Origin of the sequence: Robertkochia solimangrovi (assembly GCF_007279655.1) — a bacterium.
In the GTDB taxonomy this organism is placed as follows: domain Bacteria; phylum Bacteroidota; class Bacteroidia; order Flavobacteriales; family Flavobacteriaceae; genus Robertkochia; species Robertkochia solimangrovi.
This window is the reverse complement of the sequence record NZ_QKWN01000007.1, coordinates 219,465-237,603: the sequence shown is the minus strand read 5'-3', so window position 1 is coordinate 237,603 and position 18,139 is coordinate 219,465. Positions and strand designations below refer to the sequence as shown.

22 protein-coding genes are annotated in these 18,139 nt (G+C 42.1%); 14 read left to right on the top strand and 8 right to left on the bottom strand.

The genetic code is table 11. The features are described 5' to 3' along the window. Positions 1 to 3 precede the first annotated feature (3 nt). Positions 4 to 1,305, bottom strand: coding sequence for an NAD(P)/FAD-dependent oxidoreductase (locus tag DMZ48_RS11335; protein WP_143955261.1), 1,302 nt, complete (start codon positions 1,303 to 1,305; stop codon positions 4 to 6). Positions 1,306 to 1,444: 139 nt separating this feature from the next. Between DMZ48_RS11335 and DMZ48_RS11330 the strand changes: the two genes are divergently transcribed. Beyond that, positions 1,445 to 2,461, top strand: a complete 1,017-nt coding sequence (locus DMZ48_RS11330; protein WP_143955260.1) for a glycoside hydrolase family 113 — start codon at positions 1,445 to 1,447, stop codon at positions 2,459 to 2,461. Between the two features lie 41 nt (positions 2,462 to 2,502). On the opposite strand, the gene DMZ48_RS11325 is transcribed toward DMZ48_RS11330, so the two are convergent. The 6 genes from DMZ48_RS11325 to DMZ48_RS11300 form a co-directional block, all read right to left on the bottom strand. Beyond that, a complete protein-coding gene (locus DMZ48_RS11325) occupies positions 2,503 to 3,045 on the bottom strand; it encodes a ClpP family protease (RefSeq protein ID WP_143955259.1) in 543 nt (180 codons plus the stop codon). An 85-nt stretch (positions 3,046 to 3,130) separates the two neighbouring features. Beyond that, positions 3,131 to 4,021, bottom strand: a complete 891-nt coding sequence (locus DMZ48_RS11320; protein ID WP_143955258.1) for a sterol desaturase family protein — start codon at positions 4,019 to 4,021, stop codon at positions 3,131 to 3,133. Between the two features lie 34 nt (positions 4,022 to 4,055). Beyond that, positions 4,056 to 4,868, bottom strand: a complete 813-nt coding sequence (locus tag DMZ48_RS11315; RefSeq protein ID WP_143955257.1) for a purine-nucleoside phosphorylase — start codon at positions 4,866 to 4,868, stop codon at positions 4,056 to 4,058. 2 nt (positions 4,869 to 4,870) lie between these two features. Then, positions 4,871 to 5,476, bottom strand: a complete 606-nt coding sequence (locus DMZ48_RS11310; protein ID WP_143955256.1) for a TIGR04282 family arsenosugar biosynthesis glycosyltransferase — start codon at positions 5,474 to 5,476, stop codon at positions 4,871 to 4,873. Positions 5,477 to 5,485: 9 nt separating this feature from the next. Further along, positions 5,486 to 6,544, bottom strand: coding sequence for an arsenosugar biosynthesis radical SAM (seleno)protein ArsS (gene arsS, locus DMZ48_RS11305; protein ID WP_143955255.1), 1,059 nt, complete (start codon positions 6,542 to 6,544; stop codon positions 5,486 to 5,488). A gap of 6 nt (positions 6,545 to 6,550) precedes the next feature. Beyond that, complete coding sequence (locus DMZ48_RS11300; protein ID WP_143955254.1) at positions 6,551 to 6,886, bottom strand: arsenosugar biosynthesis-associated peroxidase-like protein; 336 nt, start codon at positions 6,884 to 6,886, stop codon at positions 6,551 to 6,553. A gap of 145 nt (positions 6,887 to 7,031) precedes the next feature. Between DMZ48_RS11300 and DMZ48_RS11295 the strand changes: the two genes are divergently transcribed. From DMZ48_RS11295 to DMZ48_RS11235, 13 genes are all read left to right on the top strand, one after another. Next, positions 7,032 to 7,808, top strand: a complete 777-nt coding sequence (locus DMZ48_RS11295; protein WP_143955253.1) for an HAD-IIA family hydrolase — start codon at positions 7,032 to 7,034, stop codon at positions 7,806 to 7,808. A gap of 214 nt (positions 7,809 to 8,022) precedes the next feature. Continuing rightward, a complete protein-coding gene (locus DMZ48_RS11290; protein ID WP_479685356.1) occupies positions 8,023 to 9,357 on the top strand; it encodes a sugar porter family MFS transporter in 1,335 nt (444 codons plus the stop codon). Between the two features lie 160 nt (positions 9,358 to 9,517). Next, entirely contained in the window at positions 9,518 to 9,754 is a 237-nt protein-coding gene (locus DMZ48_RS11285) for a MoaD/ThiS family protein (RefSeq protein ID WP_143955251.1), read from the top strand. Between the two features lie 55 nt (positions 9,755 to 9,809). Then, complete coding sequence (gene moaA / locus DMZ48_RS11280; protein ID WP_143955250.1) at positions 9,810 to 10,793, top strand: GTP 3',8-cyclase MoaA; 984 nt, start codon at positions 9,810 to 9,812, stop codon at positions 10,791 to 10,793. Between the two features lie 6 nt (positions 10,794 to 10,799). Next, positions 10,800 to 11,273, top strand: coding sequence for a cyclic pyranopterin monophosphate synthase MoaC (gene moaC / locus DMZ48_RS11275; protein WP_143955249.1), 474 nt, complete (start codon positions 10,800 to 10,802; stop codon positions 11,271 to 11,273). After that, positions 11,257 to 11,847, top strand: coding sequence for a molybdenum cofactor guanylyltransferase (gene mobA, locus DMZ48_RS11270; RefSeq protein ID WP_143955248.1), 591 nt, complete (start codon positions 11,257 to 11,259; stop codon positions 11,845 to 11,847). The genes moaC and mobA overlap by 17 nt, the downstream gene beginning before the upstream one ends. Further along, the gene (locus tag DMZ48_RS11265) at positions 11,848 to 12,918 is read left to right on the top strand and encodes a HesA/MoeB/ThiF family protein (protein ID WP_143955247.1); all 1,071 of its coding nucleotides are present in this window, start codon (positions 11,848 to 11,850) and stop codon (positions 12,916 to 12,918) included. It abuts the gene before it with no gap. After that, positions 12,902 to 13,684, top strand: a complete 783-nt coding sequence (locus tag DMZ48_RS11260; RefSeq protein ID WP_143955246.1) for a sulfite exporter TauE/SafE family protein — start codon at positions 12,902 to 12,904, stop codon at positions 13,682 to 13,684. The genes DMZ48_RS11265 and DMZ48_RS11260 overlap by 17 nt, the downstream gene beginning before the upstream one ends. Position 13,685: 1 nt before the next feature. Further along, positions 13,686 to 14,873 carry a molybdopterin molybdotransferase MoeA gene (locus DMZ48_RS11255; protein WP_143955245.1) on the top strand — a complete coding sequence of 396 codons (1,188 nt, stop codon included), beginning with the start codon at positions 13,686 to 13,688 and terminating at the stop codon, positions 14,871 to 14,873. An 11-nt stretch (positions 14,874 to 14,884) separates the two neighbouring features. Continuing rightward, entirely contained in the window at positions 14,885 to 15,517 is a 633-nt protein-coding gene (locus tag DMZ48_RS11250) for a nucleotidyltransferase family protein (protein ID WP_143955244.1), read from the top strand. A 119-nt stretch (positions 15,518 to 15,636) separates the two neighbouring features. Then, a complete protein-coding gene (locus DMZ48_RS11245; protein ID WP_143955243.1) occupies positions 15,637 to 16,545 on the top strand; it encodes a DnaJ C-terminal domain-containing protein in 909 nt (302 codons plus the stop codon). Between the two features lie 13 nt (positions 16,546 to 16,558). Beyond that, the gene (locus tag DMZ48_RS11240; RefSeq protein WP_143955242.1) at positions 16,559 to 16,852 is read left to right on the top strand and encodes a chaperone modulator CbpM; all 294 of its coding nucleotides are present in this window, start codon (positions 16,559 to 16,561) and stop codon (positions 16,850 to 16,852) included. Between the two features lie 111 nt (positions 16,853 to 16,963). After that, a complete protein-coding gene (locus DMZ48_RS11235) occupies positions 16,964 to 17,806 on the top strand; it encodes a universal stress protein (protein ID WP_143955241.1) in 843 nt (280 codons plus the stop codon). Here the strand turns inward: DMZ48_RS11235 and trxA are convergent, their stop codons facing one another. Continuing rightward, on the bottom strand, positions 17,807 to 18,106 hold the full coding sequence (trxA, locus tag DMZ48_RS11230) for a thioredoxin (protein ID WP_143955240.1): 300 nt from the start codon (positions 18,104 to 18,106) through the stop codon (positions 17,807 to 17,809). Positions 18,107 to 18,139: the final 33 nt, after the last annotated feature.

The window sequence follows — 18,139 nt, the reverse complement described above, 5'->3', positions numbered from 1 at the left end:
ATTTCAGAATTGGAGTTTTATCATTTTTTGCTGAAAATGTGCTTTGGCCTTTTTCAGAGATTTATCAAACAACTCCGGATCGAAGGCTGCCTTTTCCAGTTGTGGTAGCAGATCGTTGATCATCAGTTTTTCGGTAAGCCATCGGTCTATGGTCATATGACTTAGGCGTACCCCTAGAGCATGCATTCCGATAAAGACACCGGTTTCTTTTTCGAAAGCTATGCGAATACATTTATTGCCATCTTCCGATTCCCAGTAAAGCTGTTCTTCCTGAGCGGTCTTCTCCGCGTGGATCTTTCCATAGGTCTGGTATTCAATATCAAAGAACTTAGCCGAATTGAACCAATGACCGGGCCGGTATGCAACGGGTTGGTCACACACGGTACAGGCAACGGTTTCACCCATCATTCTTCCGGCATACCAAACGGCTTCCACGGCTTTTCGGTGAGGGAGTGGTTCTCTGAGTTCCGCACAATCACCGATAGCAAATATGTTTTCAATAGTTGTTCTGAGGTGGCTATCCACCAATATACCTTTGTTAGTTTCAATACCTGAATCCTTTAGAAATTCTATGGACGGGGAAACACCAGCAGTTAGCCCTACAAGATCACAAGGTATTCTTTCCTCGTGATTGGTAATTACAGAAGCGACACATGAGTTCTCGTCGCCGGTTATCGAACTCAATTCCGTATTTAGTCGCAGATCGATACCGTGTTTACGGATATGTCTGTTAATCATCTCCGATTCCGGTTTGGGAAGAACATTTCTCCAGAATCCGCTTTCACGCACCAGAAAGGTAACGGGGATCTTTCTTGAATGCAGCATTTCTGCAAGTTCAATGCCGATTAGTCCACCGCCGGTGATCACGGCATGTTTACAAACTTTTGCGTTAGGGGCATTTTTCTCCAGCAGTTCGAGGTCCTGTTTTGAATAAAGTCCCTGAACCCCTTTCAGGTTCTGACCGGGCCAGCCGAACCGATTGGGTTTAGATCCTGTTGCTATGATCAGCACATCGTAATCCAGACTTTTTCCTTTACGAAGCACTAGTTTGTTTTCAGAAGGAGTCACTGAGTTGACATGATCCTCTACTAATTCTATCCTGTTAGATTCCCAAAAGTTGTTTTCATAGGGTTGCGTATGTTCGAACTTCATATGCCCCATATAGACATACATCAATGCTGTTCTTGAAAAGAAGTATTTATTTTCGGAAGAGATAACCGAAATGCGGTTGTCACTTCGTTTTCTGATATGTCTGGCTGCGGTTATACCGGCTATGCCATTGCCTATGATAACGATATGTTTCATTTGCGGGTAGAGGTTGCTTCTTTTTGTCGAACCACAAGATAAGAACTTAAATCAAGACCATAATTTAGAAGACACCGATAAATTAATAGGATAGGAATTGTTCGGAATTCATTATATTAACTGGCTAAATTTCAGATATATGTACCTCAGGTTATTGAGCGTGGTTTTTTTGATTTGCTGCTTCGTTTTTGGTTGTACTCCTGAATTCAGGATAGAAGAGAAGATGAATGGTATCAGTCTTGTATCGACGCGTGATTCACTGGCAGATCAGCAAGCCCTTGATATAAAGAATATCAACGCTAATTATGTAGCGGTGATGCCTTATGCTTTTATTGCAGATGTGAAAGATCCTCAGGTATACTATGATACCAACCGCCAATGGTTCGGGGAACGAAAAATAGGGATTCGACAATATATTCAGTGTTTAAAGAAGGGCGGTCTCAAGGTCATGTTGAAGCCTCATGTATGGGTGCAGCATGGAATTTTTACCGGAGATATGGAGCCGGATTCTGAAAAGGCCTGGCAAAAACTGGAAGATGAATATACCAAATACATTCTCGATTTTGCTAGAGTGGCGGAAGATGAAGGAGTAGAAGTCTTCTGTATCGGGAACGAATTGAATAAGTTTGCTGTGCAGCGTAGTGAGTATTTTAAAACGCTGATCGCCTCCGTGAGAGTACTGTATTCAGGAAAGATTACCTATGCGGAGAATTGGGACAGTTTTGAGTCTGTGGATTTCTGGGAAGATCTCGATTATATCGGTGTGAATGCATATTATCCATTATCACAGAATCAAACTCCGTTAAAGGAGGAATTGTTCGATTCCTGGAAGAATTATAAGAAAAAATTGAAGCATCTGAGCTATAAAGAGGAGAAACCGGTTTTGTTTACCGAATATGGTTATCGCAGTATGGATCATTCAACCCGGGAACCCTGGTACGCGAAACGCATTACCGGAAGGGTCAATCATACCGCTCAATCGGTGGCTTTAGAGGCTATACATGAATCGTTCTGGAATGAAAACTGGTTTGCCGGTGGATTCCTGTGGAAATGGTTTCCGGATCGCAGCCGTGTCGGCGGACTTGCAGACAATCGATTTACCGTACAGAACAAGCCTGCTGAAATGGTGATAAAATCATTGTATAAAAAAAGGTGAGCTGTTGCCCACCTTTGATTTTATGAATAGCCGGAATGCTACTATTTTAATATTCCGTCAACGATTCCGTATTCTAAAGATTCCTCAGCATCCATCCAGTAATCACGGTTGAAATCCTTCATGATCTTTTCAACGGTCTGACCACAATTATCGGCAAGAATTTTAGCGCCGATTTCTTTAGTTTTGATGATCTCTCTCGCCTGGATCTCAATATTAGAAGCCTGACCCTGAGCACCCCCACTGGGTTGGTGGATCATGACACGTGCATAAGGGTAAATAAATCGCTTCCCTTTTTCACCGGCTGAGAGCAGAATAGAACCCATCGATGCAGCCAATCCTGTACAAATCGTAGACACAGGACTTTTTAATGATTTCATGGTGTCATGGATCGCAAATCCGGAAGTAACATAGCCGCCCGGACTGTTTATGATCAGTTTGATCTCTTTGTTACTCAATGCGTCGAGATAGAGAAGGCGGTCGATCACATGTTTCGCCGATTTATCATCTACCTGTCCCCATAAAAATACCTTGCGTTCTTCAAGCAAGGTAGCATCAATTTTATCCTGAATTTTATTACTCGCCATTCCTTTGAAATTTTAAACTTATCAAATATAAATATTTTGGATTTAGATCAGCCATATTCTCAGCTAACTTTAGGTCGGGTTAAAGCTAATCTTTTGGATTGTGTCCGATATCCGCAGGATATAGTTCCTGGCCTACAAAATCTACCGGAAACTCCTCGTCACCTTCAAAGCCAAGTTCAATATCACGTCCGTTATAAGGTATGTGGTTGGTTCTGAAAAGATAATCCCAAAGACTCAGTGTGATTCCAAAATTGACTCCGTACCGGTTCGGCAACTTCCGACTGTGATGCCAGATATGCATCTTAGGGTTATTGAGTATATATTTTAAAGGGCCATAATCCCAGCCCAGGTTTGCATGATTTAGATGACCGATGGTAATATTGAAGAAATGAATTAGGGCAACATCATTTGCTTCAAAACCTCCGATGATGGCGATGGGCAGATAGAGCATCGATTTGTAGACAACAGGTTCCATCCAATGGTAACGCAAGTGTGCAGCAAATCCCATTTCCTTTACCGAATGATGTACTTTATGAAAGTTCCATAACCAAGGTACTCTGTGTAATAATCGATGGGTGTTCCATTGTACGAAATCAGAGATGAGAAAGAAAACCAGCAGTCCGAGTCCGTAGGGCAGACTGCCGATGTCCAGAAGTTGTAAATCATCCAGTTTTAGGCCGAACAACCCGAGGAAATCATCAAAGATCTGAGCTGCAGTATTTGACAGCATGATGAGTACAATCAGATTCAACAGGAAAAAATTAAAGAACATGTAGAAAGTGTCCAGAAAGAAGTCTTTTCGGAAGATCTTTTGATCTTTGCGCCATGGAAAAAGTATCTCCAGACCCCATACCAGTAATGATATCACGATCAATCCATAGAAATAATTACTCCAGTGGAAGGTGGTGATCTCACTGATCAGGTAATTGAAATAACCCGAATAGGAGTTTTTAAATATTTCAAAATACTTTTCCATTTTATGTTTATTCCTGATTCAAAAGGAAAGCCGACTATTGGAGTTGTATGAGCTCCCTGAACAGTTTGATCATGATCGGTTCAGCCTTGCCGGCAACTTCAATGATCTCCTGTACGTTTACCGGTTTCAGATTATCGGGATCACATTCATCCGTCAGTACGCTGATGGCAAATACCGGTAGTTTGAGATGGTTTGCAACAATCACTTCCGGTACGGTGCTCATGCCTACAGCATCGGCACCGATGATCTTCAGATATCGATATTCTGCTTTGGTTTCGAGTTGCGGCCCAACCACAGAGGCATACACTCCTGTATTCATCGGAAGATTGTGTTCCTTTGCGATAGCCTTCGCCTGATCGCACATCTCCTTGTCATAAGGGTCACTCATGTCGACAAATCTTTCTCCGAAGGCAGATACTTCCTTAAATGCCAGCGGGGACCCTCCCTGAAGGTTAATATGGTCTTCGATCAGCATTAATTCTCCTCTTTTGAATTCCAGGTTGATGGCACCGGCAGCATTCGAAACGAGTAATTTTTTTATGCCCAAAGCTTCCATTGCCCGTATCGGATAGGTGATGTCGATAAAATCATATCCTTCATAATGATGAAAACGACCCTGCATCACCACTACCTTTTTTCCATAGAGATCACCATAGATCAGTTTTCCCTTGTGAAACTCAACCGTTGCCAGCGGAAAATGAGGGATATGATTGTAATGTGCTACTATTTGATTTTCAATATCATCAACGATTTTACCGAGTCCGGTACCCAGTACGATCCCTATTTCAGGATCTTCAAATCCTTTGTTCTTTAAATACGCTGTTGTTTCCTTCAGTGCATTGATCATAATTATCGATTTAAATAAAGTTTCAGATCTGGATGAGAGCGTACATCTTCGATCGTATCTATATCATTCAGTTCCTTTAACAAAGCTACATCATAAGAATCTAAATCCTTTAATGTGTCTGATAAAACCTTAGACTCACCCCAGATTTTATTTTTAAATATTCCATTCGGAACCTGCTTAAGTCCGATGAGATAATAGCCACCGTCTTTTGCCGGTCCGATACATATATCATGTTTGCTTAGTTTTTCAAAAGCGTCTGTCAAGATTTGTTCCGTAAGTTCATAGCAGTCAGATCCGATAAGGATCACTTCACGGAATCCTCTTTCGAAAGCATCCCGAAATGCATGCTCCATTCGTATTCCCAGATCTTCTCCCTGTTGGATGGTTTTATGGAACAGGCGCTCGTTCCAAAGGTCCGGGGATGCAACGTGTTCTGAATAATGGATCTCTTTCGTGACCGGCAGTTGAATGGTTGTTTGCCTGGTGTATTCCAGTAGTCGATTATAAATTTTCAGCGCAATATCGGGCCCGGTGTCCCGGGCAATTCGGGATTTTACCTTTCCATATTCCGGATTGCGAACGAAAATCATCAGTAAACGTTTGTTCATTTTCCGAGCTTAAGTTACTGATCCCTGGCAACTGCTTCCTGCACCGGCGGTACATCCGAAGCAATGCTGTGAGATAATTATTTCCCGATTCTGCAATATCGCTTCATTGTAATCACGGATATGGGTTATGGGCGCTTTGACCTTAAGGTCGAGCATTTGGTTGAAATCACAATCGTAAAGGGAGCCATCCCATCCAACAGATAGTGTGTTTGTGCACATCACATGCTCAGTTGCTGCCGGATTATAGGCGTCTACCAGCGCATACATATAATCTTCATAGTTTTCTGAAGCGATCAGAAAATCAAGAAACCTCGATATCGGAAGATTCGTAAGTGCAAACAGGTTATTGAAATGCACCCCGAACTTTTCAGCCAGAATTTTTTTGAAATCCTGTTCCATAGCTTTCTGGTCTGAGGGTAAAAACGCACCGGAAGGATTATAAACCAGATCGAGGATCAACCCGCTTTCCGGATCACCATATCCGACATGATTCAAAAGTTTCAAAGCTTCTATAGATTTGTCGAAGACCCCTTCGCCTCGTTGTTTATCGGTTCGGTCTTTGGTCCAGTGCGGAAGGGAAGAAACCACATGTATATTATGTTCCTTGAAGAAATCAGGAAGATCGTGATACTTTTTATTTGCCAGTATAATCGTAAGATTACTGCGTACAATGAGGTCTTTTACTCCAATAGCAGACGCTTGTTCCACAAACCAACGGAAATCAGGATTCATTTCAGGAGCACCTCCGGTCAGATCCAGCGTATGGGCGCCTGTCGATTTTATGACTTCAAGGCACATTTCCATGGTTTCGCGTGTCATGATTTCTTTCCGGTCCGGACCAGCATCAACATGGCAGTGTTCGCAGACCTGATTACACATATAGCCTACATTGATCTGCAGAATCTCAAGTTGCTTAGGTTTTAGAGGGAAGCTACCATGGGATTCCAGCTTCTTTCTAAAGGTAGGAAGTTCCCCATTTGTAAAAATACCTCCTGAAAGCAATTCAAGCTGATTTGCCGTTTCTGATAATTTATTGTTTCTTTTTTTTAAAGATTGTGTTACTGACATTCGTGATTACATCGATAGTTTATTGTACTTATTCATCATTTGAACTCCGTGAACCAGGGTTGCGCCGCTTTCAATTGCAGCGCCGGCATGTACGGCTTCCATCATCTCTTCTTTGGTAATTCCTCTTTGCATGCCATCTTTAGTATAAGCATCGATACAATACGGACATTTTACCACATGTGCCACTGCCAGAGCGATTAGTGATTTTTCTCTTGCTGTCAGTGCACCTTCTTCAAAAACCTTTCCATAGTATTCAAAGAACTTATTTCCGAGTTCTTCACTCCATTCAGTGATGCTGGAAAATTTTCGTAAATCAGAAGGATCATAATAATTATTGCTCATGGTTGTAGATTTTTCAGTTTCCGGTGATTAAAATTAAATGTTTGTTATTTCGACGTTTTTAGTGTCTGAACTTTACAACGGCTGTACATATTATATCGTAACTTAGCCGCAAAATTGTATAAAGTTAACAGAAAAAAGGATTTTAATGAAAAAAGGATTTTTAATAGATATGGACGGAGTGATCTATTCGGGAGATGATATGATCCCGGGTGCTGATAAATTCATCCATACCCTTCAAAAGGAAAAGATTCCCTTTTTGTTCATGACCAATAACAGTCAACGCACACCACTTGATGCCGTGAATAAGGTGGCGAAGATGGGTATCAAGATCAAAGAGGAGAATGTTTATACAAGTGCTATGGCGACAGCCTGGTTTCTATCCTTTATGAATCCGAATGGTACCGCCTATGTACTGGGAGAAGGCGGACTAATTACCAGTTTGCATCAGCATGGATACACTATGGTGAATCACAGCCCTGATTTTGTAGTAGTAGGAGAAGGAAGGAACTTTACGCTGGAAATGGTGAACACTGCGGTTGATATGATCCTTTCAGGATCAAAGTTTATCGCTACCAATCTTGACCCTTCACCTAAGAAAAAAGGATGGTCCAACCTCGGTATCAAAGCCGTGGTTGCCATGATCGAAGAAGCCACGGGCAAAAAGGCGTTTTCTGTTGGAAAGCCAAGTCCGGTCATGATGAGATCTGCTCGCAAATATCTCGGACTGGAAGCACGTGAGACCATTATTATCGGAGATACTATGGATACCGATATTCTCGGTGGAGTGCAGTTAGGGTATTCAACGATTCTAACCCTGTCTGGAGTTTCAAAACCCGAAGATCTGAAGGATTATGCTTTCAAGCCTGAAATGATCATTGATTCAGTGGCACATCTCGATGTGAAAAAAGCACTTGAATTATAAACTAACATATTGATTTACTGTTAATTGTGATATAAAATTTCACAAATTTCAACGGTATATCTTAAATTTAACCGACGCTTTTTCCTGGACTGTTTGAAGGATACGGAATTAGCGTCGGTTTTTGTATTTTATAACCAGGAGCCCTTTAATTCTTCCGGTTCATCTGCCTTAATTATTCTTATTGCTTTGTGTATTATGAAAGTGCAGGTATATGATAAAGAATATTACATTTTGGTCGATTACTGTGGCATTGTCGGGTTTTTTACTCGGTTTTGACACTGTGGTGGTTTCTGGAATGGAGCAGACCTTGCAACGGGTTTGGAATACTTCTGATATTTTTCATGGCTTGGTCGTTATTTCCCCGGCGCTTTGGGGAATGGTTTTTGGAGCCATGTTCGGTAGTATTCCTGTGAACAGGATCGGTAGAAAACATACCCTGATCCTTATAGGAATCGTATTTATCATCGCTGCCCTGGGTGCTTCACTCTGCAATTCACCCTATATTTTTGCCCTATTCAGATTTGCAGGAGGACTCGCCATCGGAATGTCTACCATCGCGGCTCCCGCTTATGTGGCAGAGATCGCTCCGCCGGAAAGTCGTGGGCGTCTTGTAGCGCTATATCAGATTAATATAGTTCTTGGCATACTGGTAGCATATATCTCTAATTATCTGTTGATGGATTCAGGGCCTAATGCCTGGCGTTATATGCTGGGTATTCAGGTGATACCGGCATTTTTATTTCTGTTGTTGGTCTTAGGGGTTCCCTTCAGTCCGAGGTGGTTGTTGATGACTGGAAGATACGAGGAAGCAATGAGCGTATTGAATCGATTGTATCCCGAAGGCAATTTTGAGGATATCCTGGAAAGGATCAATAGAGAAGAGAATCTGAACGCACCTAAAGGTGAAAATATTTTTAATAAAAAGTTTCGCAAGCCTTTGATATATACCTTTCTGATCGCTTTTTTCAATCAGATGTCTGGAATCAATGCGGTCTTATATTTTGCTCCCCGTATTTTTAAAGCGGCAGGACTTGCGGATGACTATGCGTATCTAAGTACCATAGGAGTTGGGCAGATCAATCTGGTATTTACGGTAGTCGGACTCAGTTTGATAGATATGTTAGGTAGAAAACCACTGATGTATTGGGGGAGTATCGGCTATATTTGTTCCTTATCCATGGTAGCTGCAGCATTTTATTTCGATTGGGGTCCGAGTACAGTGCCAGCTTTCATTTTTCTATTTATAGCGGCGCATGCCTTCGGACAAGGTGCGGTGATCTGGGTCTTTATTGCTGAGATCTTTCCAAATCATCTCAGAGGAGCAGGTCAGTCATTTGGGAGTTCGGTACACTGGATTCTTGCGGCTTTGATTCCCGCTTCTTTACCTGGACTTTTTGGCTCGGTAGGCCCGGCTCTTGTATTTGCATTCTTTGCCTTTATGATGGTGTTACAATTGATATTTGTGCATTTTATGATGCCGGAAACTAAAGGAGAAACTTTGGAAAAACTTTCAGAAGAAATTTCCGGTAAACAGATGGAGAATATTTGAAGTTCCAATAAAATATAATCGATTGAACGCTTCTTGTTAAATTATCTTTAAGTGAAGTCTTTTTCCTGTTTTTTTAATTAACTTGAATCTTTAATTTCTGTGTATTTTGACCGGATTCATGAAGGGTCAGATCACAGACTATGATTAAAGTATCGGTTATATGGAAATTCTGCTTTTTGGTATCACACGTGATATTGTCGGAGATCATACTTTGGTGTGGCAGGGGGCAAAACCTGAAAGTGTGGGACAGTTAAGGAAAATGCTGATCGAGCGATATCCGGAATTTCAGTCCCTTTCTTCGTTGGCAATTGCGGTGAATAGTGAACTTACATCTGAAGATCATCCGGTTTCAGATACGGACGAATTGGCTTTAATCCCACCGGTAAGCGGAGGTTGATTGTTAACCGTTTTGTATCTTTAATCCTGATTTTGAAAAAGAAAAGAATTTAAGAATGTTGATTGATAATCATAACAGAGTGATCAATTACCTGAGATTAGCGGTGACCGACCGTTGTAATCTCCGGTGTAATTATTGCATGCCCGCAGAAGGTATAGATTTCGCTGCGCGAGATCACTTGCTATCCATGGCGGAGTTAAAACGATTATCCAAATTACTTGTGGAGGAAGGTATCGATAAAATTCGTATTACCGGAGGGGAACCATTTGCGCGGAAAGACCTGATGTCTTTGTTGCGATTCCTTGCGGGACTGGAAACATTGAAGGATATCTCCATTACAACCAATGCAACACTGATAGGCCCCTATATTGAAGAGTTGAAACTACTTGGTATTAGGAATATAAACCTGAGTCTCGATGCTATCACCAGAGAGCGATTCAAGAATATAACCCGAAGAGATCAATTCGATCTGGTTTATGAGAATCTGATCAGACTGATCACCGAAGGTTTCAATGTAAGGGTGAATTGTATCGTTCTCGATGGTCAGAATATTGAGGAGATCTATGAGCTCCTGGAACTTACGCGTCATTATCCTGTTTCTGTAAGGTTTTTGGAAGAAATGCCATTCAATGGCGGTAGCAGAACATTTAATAAGATTCAATGGGATTTCAGAAGGATATTAAAACATATACAGGTGAAATATCCTTCGATCCAAAAATTGGAGTCTGAACCTACCTCTACCTCCATCAATTACAGTATACCTGGCCATGAGGGGACGTTTGGTTTAATCCCTTCGTTTTCAAGGACGTTTTGTGGAAGCTGTAATCGTCTTCGAGTATCTGCCACGGGAGATATTATTACTTGTCTCTACGGAAAGCCAAGAGCTAATGTCAGGGATCTTATGCGTCTGGAACCTGAGGATGATGCAGTCAAGCAGACATTCAGAGCGGCGATCGGAAACAGGTCGAAAACAGGATTCGAAGAACAGGAAAAATACAAGAACGTATTTAAAAATTCAATGACCTCCATAGGAGGATAGATAAGTATGAGTACAGATTTATCACATATAGATAAAGAAGGGAACACGGTGATGGTGGACGTTGGAATGAAATCTGTTTCGGAAAGAACAGCCGTAGCTTCGGGCAAAGTTCTCTTTCCTGAGTCAGTGTATTCTCAATTGAGTGAACAAGGTTTCGTCCATAAAAAAGGAGGTATCATTCAAACTGCAATTATCGCTGGAATACAGGCGGTTAAACGCACGAGTGATTTGATTCCCCTTTGCCATCAGCTGATGTTGTCTAAAGTGGATATCGATATTCAGCCGTTTGAAGACGCTTTACATATCAAATGTATGGTGAAATGTACCGGAAAGACAGGCGTTGAAATGGAGGCTTTGACAGGGGTATCAGTGAGTGCCCTCACGATCTATGATATGTGTAAGGCACTTTCACATGACATCCTTATTACCGATATAAAACTGGAAATGAAAACCGGAGGTAAGCATGAGTTCAGCAGATAAGATATACGGATTGATACTTTCGGGAGGTAAGAGTACCCGAATGGGAAAAGATAAAGGGAAATTGGAGTATCATGGTAAACCACACCGCGAATACCTGTATGAACTTCTCGATAAATTCTGTGACCGTACTTTTCTCAGTATTCGTGAGGATCAGGTGGCTACAATTTCCTCAGCGTTTGAAACGATCACTGATCAAGATATTTTTAGAGGGCCCTTTAACGGGATTCTAAGTGCACATGAAATTTACCCGGATGTCGCGTGGCTTGTTTTAGCCTGCGACCTACCCCTGGTCGATGAGGAGGCTATCCGGCAACTGATAGAATCCAGAGCAAAAGAAAAGTTTGCAACCTCATTTGCGGTGTCTGGAAGTGATCTGCCGGAACCGATGTGTACCTTGTGGGAAGTAGGCGGACTTCAGGCGGCAGGAGACTATCTAAATGAGGGTAATGGTTCCTGTCCGAGAAAGTTTTTGATCAAAAATGAGATCAAACTGATCCATCCGAAGGATGACCGTGTATTGATGAATGCAAATTCATTGGAAGATTACAATGCAGCACTTGAAAATATCAATTGATTGAGCAATCCCAAATACATAAGGCAAACGGCCTTGAAAAATTTTGGACCGGAAGCACAGGAGAAACTATCGGCCGCTAAGGTTCTGGTGGTTGGGGCAGGCGGACTTGGTGTTCCGGTTCTACAGTATCTGAATGCTATGGGTATTGGAACGTTGGGTATCGTCGATCATGATCGTATCGAGCTTAGTAATCTTCATCGGCAGGTACTTTATGATGAAGGCGATATCGGGAAATATAAAGCCGATGTTGCCGGGAAAAAGTTGTCTGCTCAGAATTCAGATACGGAAATCCAGGTTTACAGAATGGAGTTCAAATTAAAGAATGCGGAAGCATTGATTTCAGATTTTGATCTGGTAATCGATGCGACCGATAATTTTGCAACCCGATATCTGATCAATGATGTTTGCGTGCTGAACGGGAAACCTTTCGTTTATGGCGGACTATACGGTTATGAAGGTCAGGTGAGCATTTTTAATTATGAAAATGGTCCGAGTTTACGCTGTTTATTTCCAGAAATGCCAGGACCAGATGAGGTTCCTGATTGCAACATAAACGGAGTGCTCGGGGTATTACCCGCAATTATAGGGAATTTTCAGGCACTGGAAGCTGTTAAGCTGATCACAGGGATCGGAGAACTGAGTTCGGGAAAATTAATGATCTACGACGGATGGAATCAAAGGATCACTAAAGTTGGAATCAAAAGAGTAGCGTCGCATTTTAATATCACTGAGCTCGCCGGTCATTATGAAGAAGTGTCTGTGGAATCCGGTATTACGATCTCGCCGGAAGAGATTAATAAGCTGATGTTATCACACAGAGATCTGATGATTATCGATGTTCGGGAGAACAGAGAATATAATAAATTTCATTTAGAAGGCTCTCTGAATGTGCCGCTGAGCAGACTTAATGCCGAATTAGGGCAGATCCCCGAAACCGAGGCGGTTCTGGTGGTTTGTCAGTCTGGTATCAGAAGCCGTAAAGCCGTGTCGATATTGTCCGAATTGAAAATACCTATCTACGAACTTAAAGGAGGAATAAACAATTATTTATACTATGCCGATAACCGATGAGAACCTGATCTTACTTTCTATATGTTTTTTTGTCATAGCCTTACTGTATGCTTCCGTAGGCTTTGCAGGAGGTTCGGGTTATCTGGCTGTGCTGTCACTTTTTTCTGTTAGTTTTTTTGCAATACGCACGATTGCTCTGGTCTGTAATCTGACCGTGGTCACGGGAGGTAATTTTCTTTATTATAAGAATGGTCACTTTGATCTGAAAAAATTTATGCCTTTTGTAGTGACTAGTATTCCTATGGCTTTTATCGGAACTTCTTTTCGTTTGGAGGAAGGAATGTTCTTTGCCCTGCTAGGCTTGACACTCATCATATCTTCGACCTTATTTGGGTCCCAAATTTTACGCGATAGGTCGATCAGGCTAACGGCCAGGAAGTACCCGATCTGGGTGATCTGTTTGCTCGGAGCCGGGATCGGATTTCTTGCCGGATTGGTCGGAATCGGTGGAGGGATCTTTCTCGTTCCCATCCTTAACCAGATGCGTTGGGATTATTCCATAAAGATCGCAGCACTTGCAACTTTTTTTATACTGGTAAATTCCATTTCAGGGATAGCCGGTTTGTTGGTTCATGATATGTTTGTGGTATCATGGCGGTCAATTCTGTTGCTGATGGCTGCGGTATTGTTGGGAGGTCAGATCGGTAGCAGAATGAGTATCGGTAAACTGACAGGAAAGCGTATAAAGTTAACGACTGCAATTCTTATGTTTTTAATCGGAATAAAAGTTCTGTTAAATGATGGATTACATCTAATCACAATTTGAAATGATAGATTTTGATAAAGCATTAGAGGAGGTGCTCTCGACCCGGTTTACACCGGGTGAGGAGAAAGTGGATCTCCTTAAGTCTAATGGCAGAACACTGAGCGTAGACGTGGTAGCTGATCGGGATTTCCCCCCGTTCAATCGTTCTACCAAAGATGGCGTAGCCATAAATTATGAGGCCTGGTCCTCAGGAAGTCAACCCTTAAAGAGTTTGGGGGTTATACCTGCAGGTTCGCCAGCTGTGTCGTTGGATTCAGATTTTGGTTTCTATGAGATAATGACGGGTGCAGTGGTTCCATCAAATGCGGATACTGTTGTGATGTATGAAGATGTTTCCATTGAAAATGGGATTTTACAGATAGAAGGGCAGGTGAAGCCAGGGGCTAATATTCATCGAAAAGGCTCGGATATCAGTAAAGGTGCGGTGATCATCACTGCGGGCACCAGAATAGGACCGGCAGAGATCGGAATTCTAGCCTCGGTAGGGATGGATGAAGTACCTGTACAAACGTTGCCAAAGGTCTCCGTGATCGCAACGGGAAACGAACTCGTACCTGTGAATAAAACACCCCTTCCGCATCAGGTGAGGAGGTCGAATACCTATAGTCTTGCATCCTTACTTGGAAATAAAGGGATACAGGCAGATCAGATACACATCAATGATACCCGGGAGGAGATCACGGCACGATTGGAATCAGAAATAAAAGATAAAGACGTACTTATTTTAAGTGGAGGTGTTTCGAAAGGGAAGTTTGATTTTATTCCGGAAGCGATGGATGTTCTCGGGGTGAAACGATTATTTCACCGTGTAATGCAGCGTCCCGGGAAACCATTTTGGTTTGGTATTCACAAGGAATACAATACGGTCGTATTTTCTTTTCCCGGAAACCCGGTCTCTACTTTTGTGAACTATCATCTGTATTTTACACCCTGGTTCAATAATTCTTATGGGTTGACTCCGGATATTGCCAGTGTTTTTATTGCGGAAGATTTTGAGAATACACTTCCCCTGACCCTTTTCAAAGGGGTGAGAACGAGAATTGATTCCGGGGTGATAAAGGCCCGGTTTGTTATAGATAACGGTTCCGGGGACCTGGTCAGTCTTAAAGATTGTGATGGGTTTGTGAAGTTAGATCCCGGTAAAAAAATAAATAGCGGAGATGTGTTAATCTTTGTGCCGACACGTTAAAGAACCTAAAAATGACCCCAAAGAAAACAGCCATACTTGTACTGGCAGCGGGAGGATCGTCCAGAATGGGCACTCCAAAACAATTGTTACCCTGGAAAAACACTACTTTATTAGGTCATGTGATCGAACAAGCTGAGTTGACTTCTGCTCCAATCGTTGCGGTTGTCACCGGTTCGGGAGCGGCTGCTGTGAAGAAGTCGATTAAGACTGAAGGTATTGAAGTATTCGTGAATCTGAATTGGGAAAAAGGCATAGGGAATAGTATCGCCCTTGGAACCAAAGCTTTGCTTGAAAAATATAAAGACCTTGATGGCATATTGATAATTCTGGGAGATCAGCCATTAGTGACCGCTGAATATCTTGAAGAACTGCTTCGGGTAGCTTCCATGGTGACCAAAAGTATCGTGGCAAGCTCCTATGGAAATGTTCCGGGAGTGCCCGCTTATTACGATTCCTGTTATTTCGATGAGCTGATGGTACTCGATGCGGATAGCGGAGGTAAAAGTATTCTAAAGAGAAATATCAGGGAAACCTATATGCTGAACGCAGATGCATACCTCGCCGATACGGATACTCCCGAGGCTTATGTAAAACTGCATACGGAAGTTTTCGGGTATCCTCCTTCCGGAAAATTGGACGAATAGGGAAATTCACAACGCTGTAGTTACGAAAAGTAAAGCGAATTCCGTAAATTTAAGGTGCTGTTTGTTTGAAGGACAGTAGTTGTAAATCGCAGGTTTCACCATAACTTCAGGTTGAATCTATGGAATTCATTGATTACTACAAAGTGCTGGGTATAGATAAAAGTGCCAGCGCAGCCGATATTAAAAAAGCCTATCGCAAACTCGCCCGTAAATATCATCCGGATGTCAATCCGAATGATAAGGATGCTGAACTCAGGTTTAAACAGCTGAATGAGGCCAACGAGGTGCTTAGCGATCCTGAAAAACGGAAGAAATATGACCAGTACGGAAAAGATTGGATGCATGCCGAGGAATTTGAAAAGGCAAAGGCTTCACAACAGTACAGCCAATCTGGTAGCGGACCGTTCACCTATTCCGGTGGTACATCAGAAGAAGATTTTTCAGATTTTTTCGAATCGATGTTCGGTGGTGGTGGATTCGGCGGAGGTTTCCGATCCCGATCACAATCGGCAAAATTCCGGGGGCAGGATTATAACGCTTCGGTATCCATTCCTTTAAAAGAGGCTTATACATCTCATAAACGCACCTTTACCGTCAATAATAGCAATATCAGGATTACGGTGCCGGCTGGTATCGAGGATGGCCAGACCATTAAAATAAAAGGTCATGGTGGTCCGGGTGTGAATGGCGGGCCAAAGGGAGATCTCTATCTAACCTTTCAGATTCTTAATGATTCCGACTTTAAAAGAGAAGGAGCTAACCTATATAAAACGCAACAAATACCACTTATTAAAGCGGTTTTAGGAGGTGAGATTACTATTGATACTTTTGATGGTATGGTGAAGTTAAAGCTGAGTCCCGGTACGAAGAACGGCACAAAGGTCAAACTTAAAGGAAAGGGATTTCCGGTGTATAAGAAGGAAGGGTCCTTCGGGGATCTCTTTGTGACCTATGAGGTGAGTTTACCCGGGAAACTAACACCGGAACAAGAGCGTTTATTCCGGGAACTGGAGAAGACAGGACTCTAAATATAGAAATGTTATGGAAACAGATTTCAGTATAACAATAACAGATATTTGTGAAGCTTTTCAAGTAGAAGAATCCTTTGTGATCACCATTTGTGAAATGGAGCTTGTGGAGTTCAGGGATACAGGATCTGAGAAATTTATCGCAACCGATCAAATTCCTTTACTCGAACGTATGGTGCGCCTCCATCGTGATCTGGGAATCAATCCTGCCGGTCTGGAAACTATACACTATCTGCTTGAGCGTATGGAAGGTTTGCAACAGGAATTGTTGCGAGTACGTACACGTTTAAGAATTTATGAAGATTGATGCGGTTTGTTTTTGAACTTCTTCAAGCAGTCTGATGACCTAACAAATATCAGTTTCTGTCTGCTTAAAAAGCCGTAACTTAGAGGTAGATAAACAGGTAAAACAACAGTCATGAAAAAGATACTGGTACCCACTGACTTTTCTGAGTTTGCCGGTCATGCACTGGATGTTGCAATTCAGTTGGCCAGAACTCACGGAGCTAAAATTTATTTATTGCATATGATGGGAATCTCTCAGGCTGTGATCGGCAAGGGAGATCATAATTCAGGTGCAGAATCCATCTATTATCTTCAGGGAGTGAAAGCGAAATTTCAGGAGATGATCAATAGTGAAAAAATGCAGGGAATCGAAGTAGAGGAGATCGTGCAGAACTATAAGATCTTTTCTGAGGTGAATGAAGTGGCAAAGGAAAAGGGAATAGATCTCATCGTAATGGGTTCACATGGAACCGGGTTCATCAACGATTTCTTTGTGGGTTCCAATACGGAAAAGGTGGTCAGGAATTCAGATATTCCGGTTTTGGTGATCAAAAAGGAACACCAGGAATTTAAAACAGATTCTGTGGTACTGGCTTGTGATTTTAAATTTGAGAATATAGGGGTTTACCGCAAAGCGATGAAGTTCTTCAGTATGTTGAGAAGCCAGGTATATCTGGTATATATCAATGTTCCAAATCAGAATTTCCTGAGTTCTTTTGAAATGGAAGAACGGGTTGATAATTTCCTGATGGAGGCTGATAATGGTTCTTTGGATAACAAAGAACTGGTTCATTACTATTGTGATTATACCATCGAGAATGGTATCTATGAATTTTGTAAGAAGGTTGATGCAGATATAATTTCATTACCGACCCATGGTCGCAAAGGTATATCTCATTTCTTTATGGGAAGTATAGGAGAAGACGTGGCAAATCATGCCACCCTTCCGGTGATAACATTTAAGATTCAGGATTGATCAGTTGTAATTTCGAAGGATGTTGATAAGATCCGGTTTGGAAACTACTCCGGACTGTCGCCATACCGGGACACCCTCTTTGAAAAGGATCAGTGTGGGAACCCCACGAACCTGAAACTTACCCGAGAGTTCCTGATTTCGGTCAACATCGATCTTAACGATCTTGATAGAATCTCCCAGCTCTGCCTTGACCTCCTTAAGAATTGGAGCAAGCATTTTACAAGGACCACACCAGTCTGCGTGAAAATCAACGAGAACCGGGGTTTTAGAGGCGATGATATTGTTAAAATTACTTTTCATGACGGCTTTATATACCGGTAAATTTACGAAAGA

What these genes read in the sequence shown, in the direction of transcription:
- DMZ48_RS11335 (WP_143955261.1), bottom strand. Translation starts at nt 1,305, where the DNA reads ATGAAACATATCGTTATCATAGGCAATGGCATAGCCGGTATAACCGCA.
- DMZ48_RS11330 (WP_143955260.1), top strand. Translation starts at nt 1,445, where the DNA reads ATGTACCTCAGGTTATTGAGCGTGGTTTTTTTGATTTGCTGCTTCGTT.
- DMZ48_RS11325 (WP_143955259.1), bottom strand. Translation starts at nt 3,045, where the DNA reads ATGGCGAGTAATAAAATTCAGGATAAAATTGATGCTACCTTGCTTGAA.
- DMZ48_RS11320 (WP_143955258.1), bottom strand. Translation starts at nt 4,021, where the DNA reads ATGGAAAAGTATTTTGAAATATTTAAAAACTCCTATTCGGGTTATTTC.
- DMZ48_RS11315 (WP_143955257.1), bottom strand. Translation starts at nt 4,868, where the DNA reads ATGATCAATGCACTGAAGGAAACAACAGCGTATTTAAAGAACAAAGGA.
- DMZ48_RS11310 (WP_143955256.1), bottom strand. Translation starts at nt 5,476, where the DNA reads ATGAACAAACGTTTACTGATGATTTTCGTTCGCAATCCGGAATATGGA.
- arsS (WP_143955255.1), bottom strand. Translation starts at nt 6,544, where the DNA reads ATGTCAGTAACACAATCTTTAAAAAAAAGAAACAATAAATTATCAGAA.
- DMZ48_RS11300 (WP_143955254.1), bottom strand. Translation starts at nt 6,886, where the DNA reads ATGAGCAATAATTATTATGATCCTTCTGATTTACGAAAATTTTCCAGC.
- DMZ48_RS11295 (WP_143955253.1), top strand. Translation starts at nt 7,032, where the DNA reads ATGAAAAAAGGATTTTTAATAGATATGGACGGAGTGATCTATTCGGGA.
- DMZ48_RS11285 (WP_143955251.1), top strand. Translation starts at nt 9,518, where the DNA reads ATGGAAATTCTGCTTTTTGGTATCACACGTGATATTGTCGGAGATCAT.
- moaA (WP_143955250.1), top strand. Translation starts at nt 9,810, where the DNA reads ATGTTGATTGATAATCATAACAGAGTGATCAATTACCTGAGATTAGCG.
- moaC (WP_143955249.1), top strand. Translation starts at nt 10,800, where the DNA reads ATGAGTACAGATTTATCACATATAGATAAAGAAGGGAACACGGTGATG.
- mobA (WP_143955248.1), top strand. Translation starts at nt 11,257, where the DNA reads ATGAGTTCAGCAGATAAGATATACGGATTGATACTTTCGGGAGGTAAG.
- DMZ48_RS11260 (WP_143955246.1), top strand. Translation starts at nt 12,902, where the DNA reads ATGCCGATAACCGATGAGAACCTGATCTTACTTTCTATATGTTTTTTT.
- DMZ48_RS11255 (WP_143955245.1), top strand. Translation starts at nt 13,686, where the DNA reads ATGATAGATTTTGATAAAGCATTAGAGGAGGTGCTCTCGACCCGGTTT.
- DMZ48_RS11250 (WP_143955244.1), top strand. Translation starts at nt 14,885, where the DNA reads ATGACCCCAAAGAAAACAGCCATACTTGTACTGGCAGCGGGAGGATCG.
- DMZ48_RS11245 (WP_143955243.1), top strand. Translation starts at nt 15,637, where the DNA reads ATGGAATTCATTGATTACTACAAAGTGCTGGGTATAGATAAAAGTGCC.
- DMZ48_RS11240 (WP_143955242.1), top strand. Translation starts at nt 16,559, where the DNA reads ATGGAAACAGATTTCAGTATAACAATAACAGATATTTGTGAAGCTTTT.
- DMZ48_RS11235 (WP_143955241.1), top strand. Translation starts at nt 16,964, where the DNA reads ATGAAAAAGATACTGGTACCCACTGACTTTTCTGAGTTTGCCGGTCAT.
- trxA (WP_143955240.1), bottom strand. Translation starts at nt 18,106, where the DNA reads ATGAAAAGTAATTTTAACAATATCATCGCCTCTAAAACCCCGGTTCTC.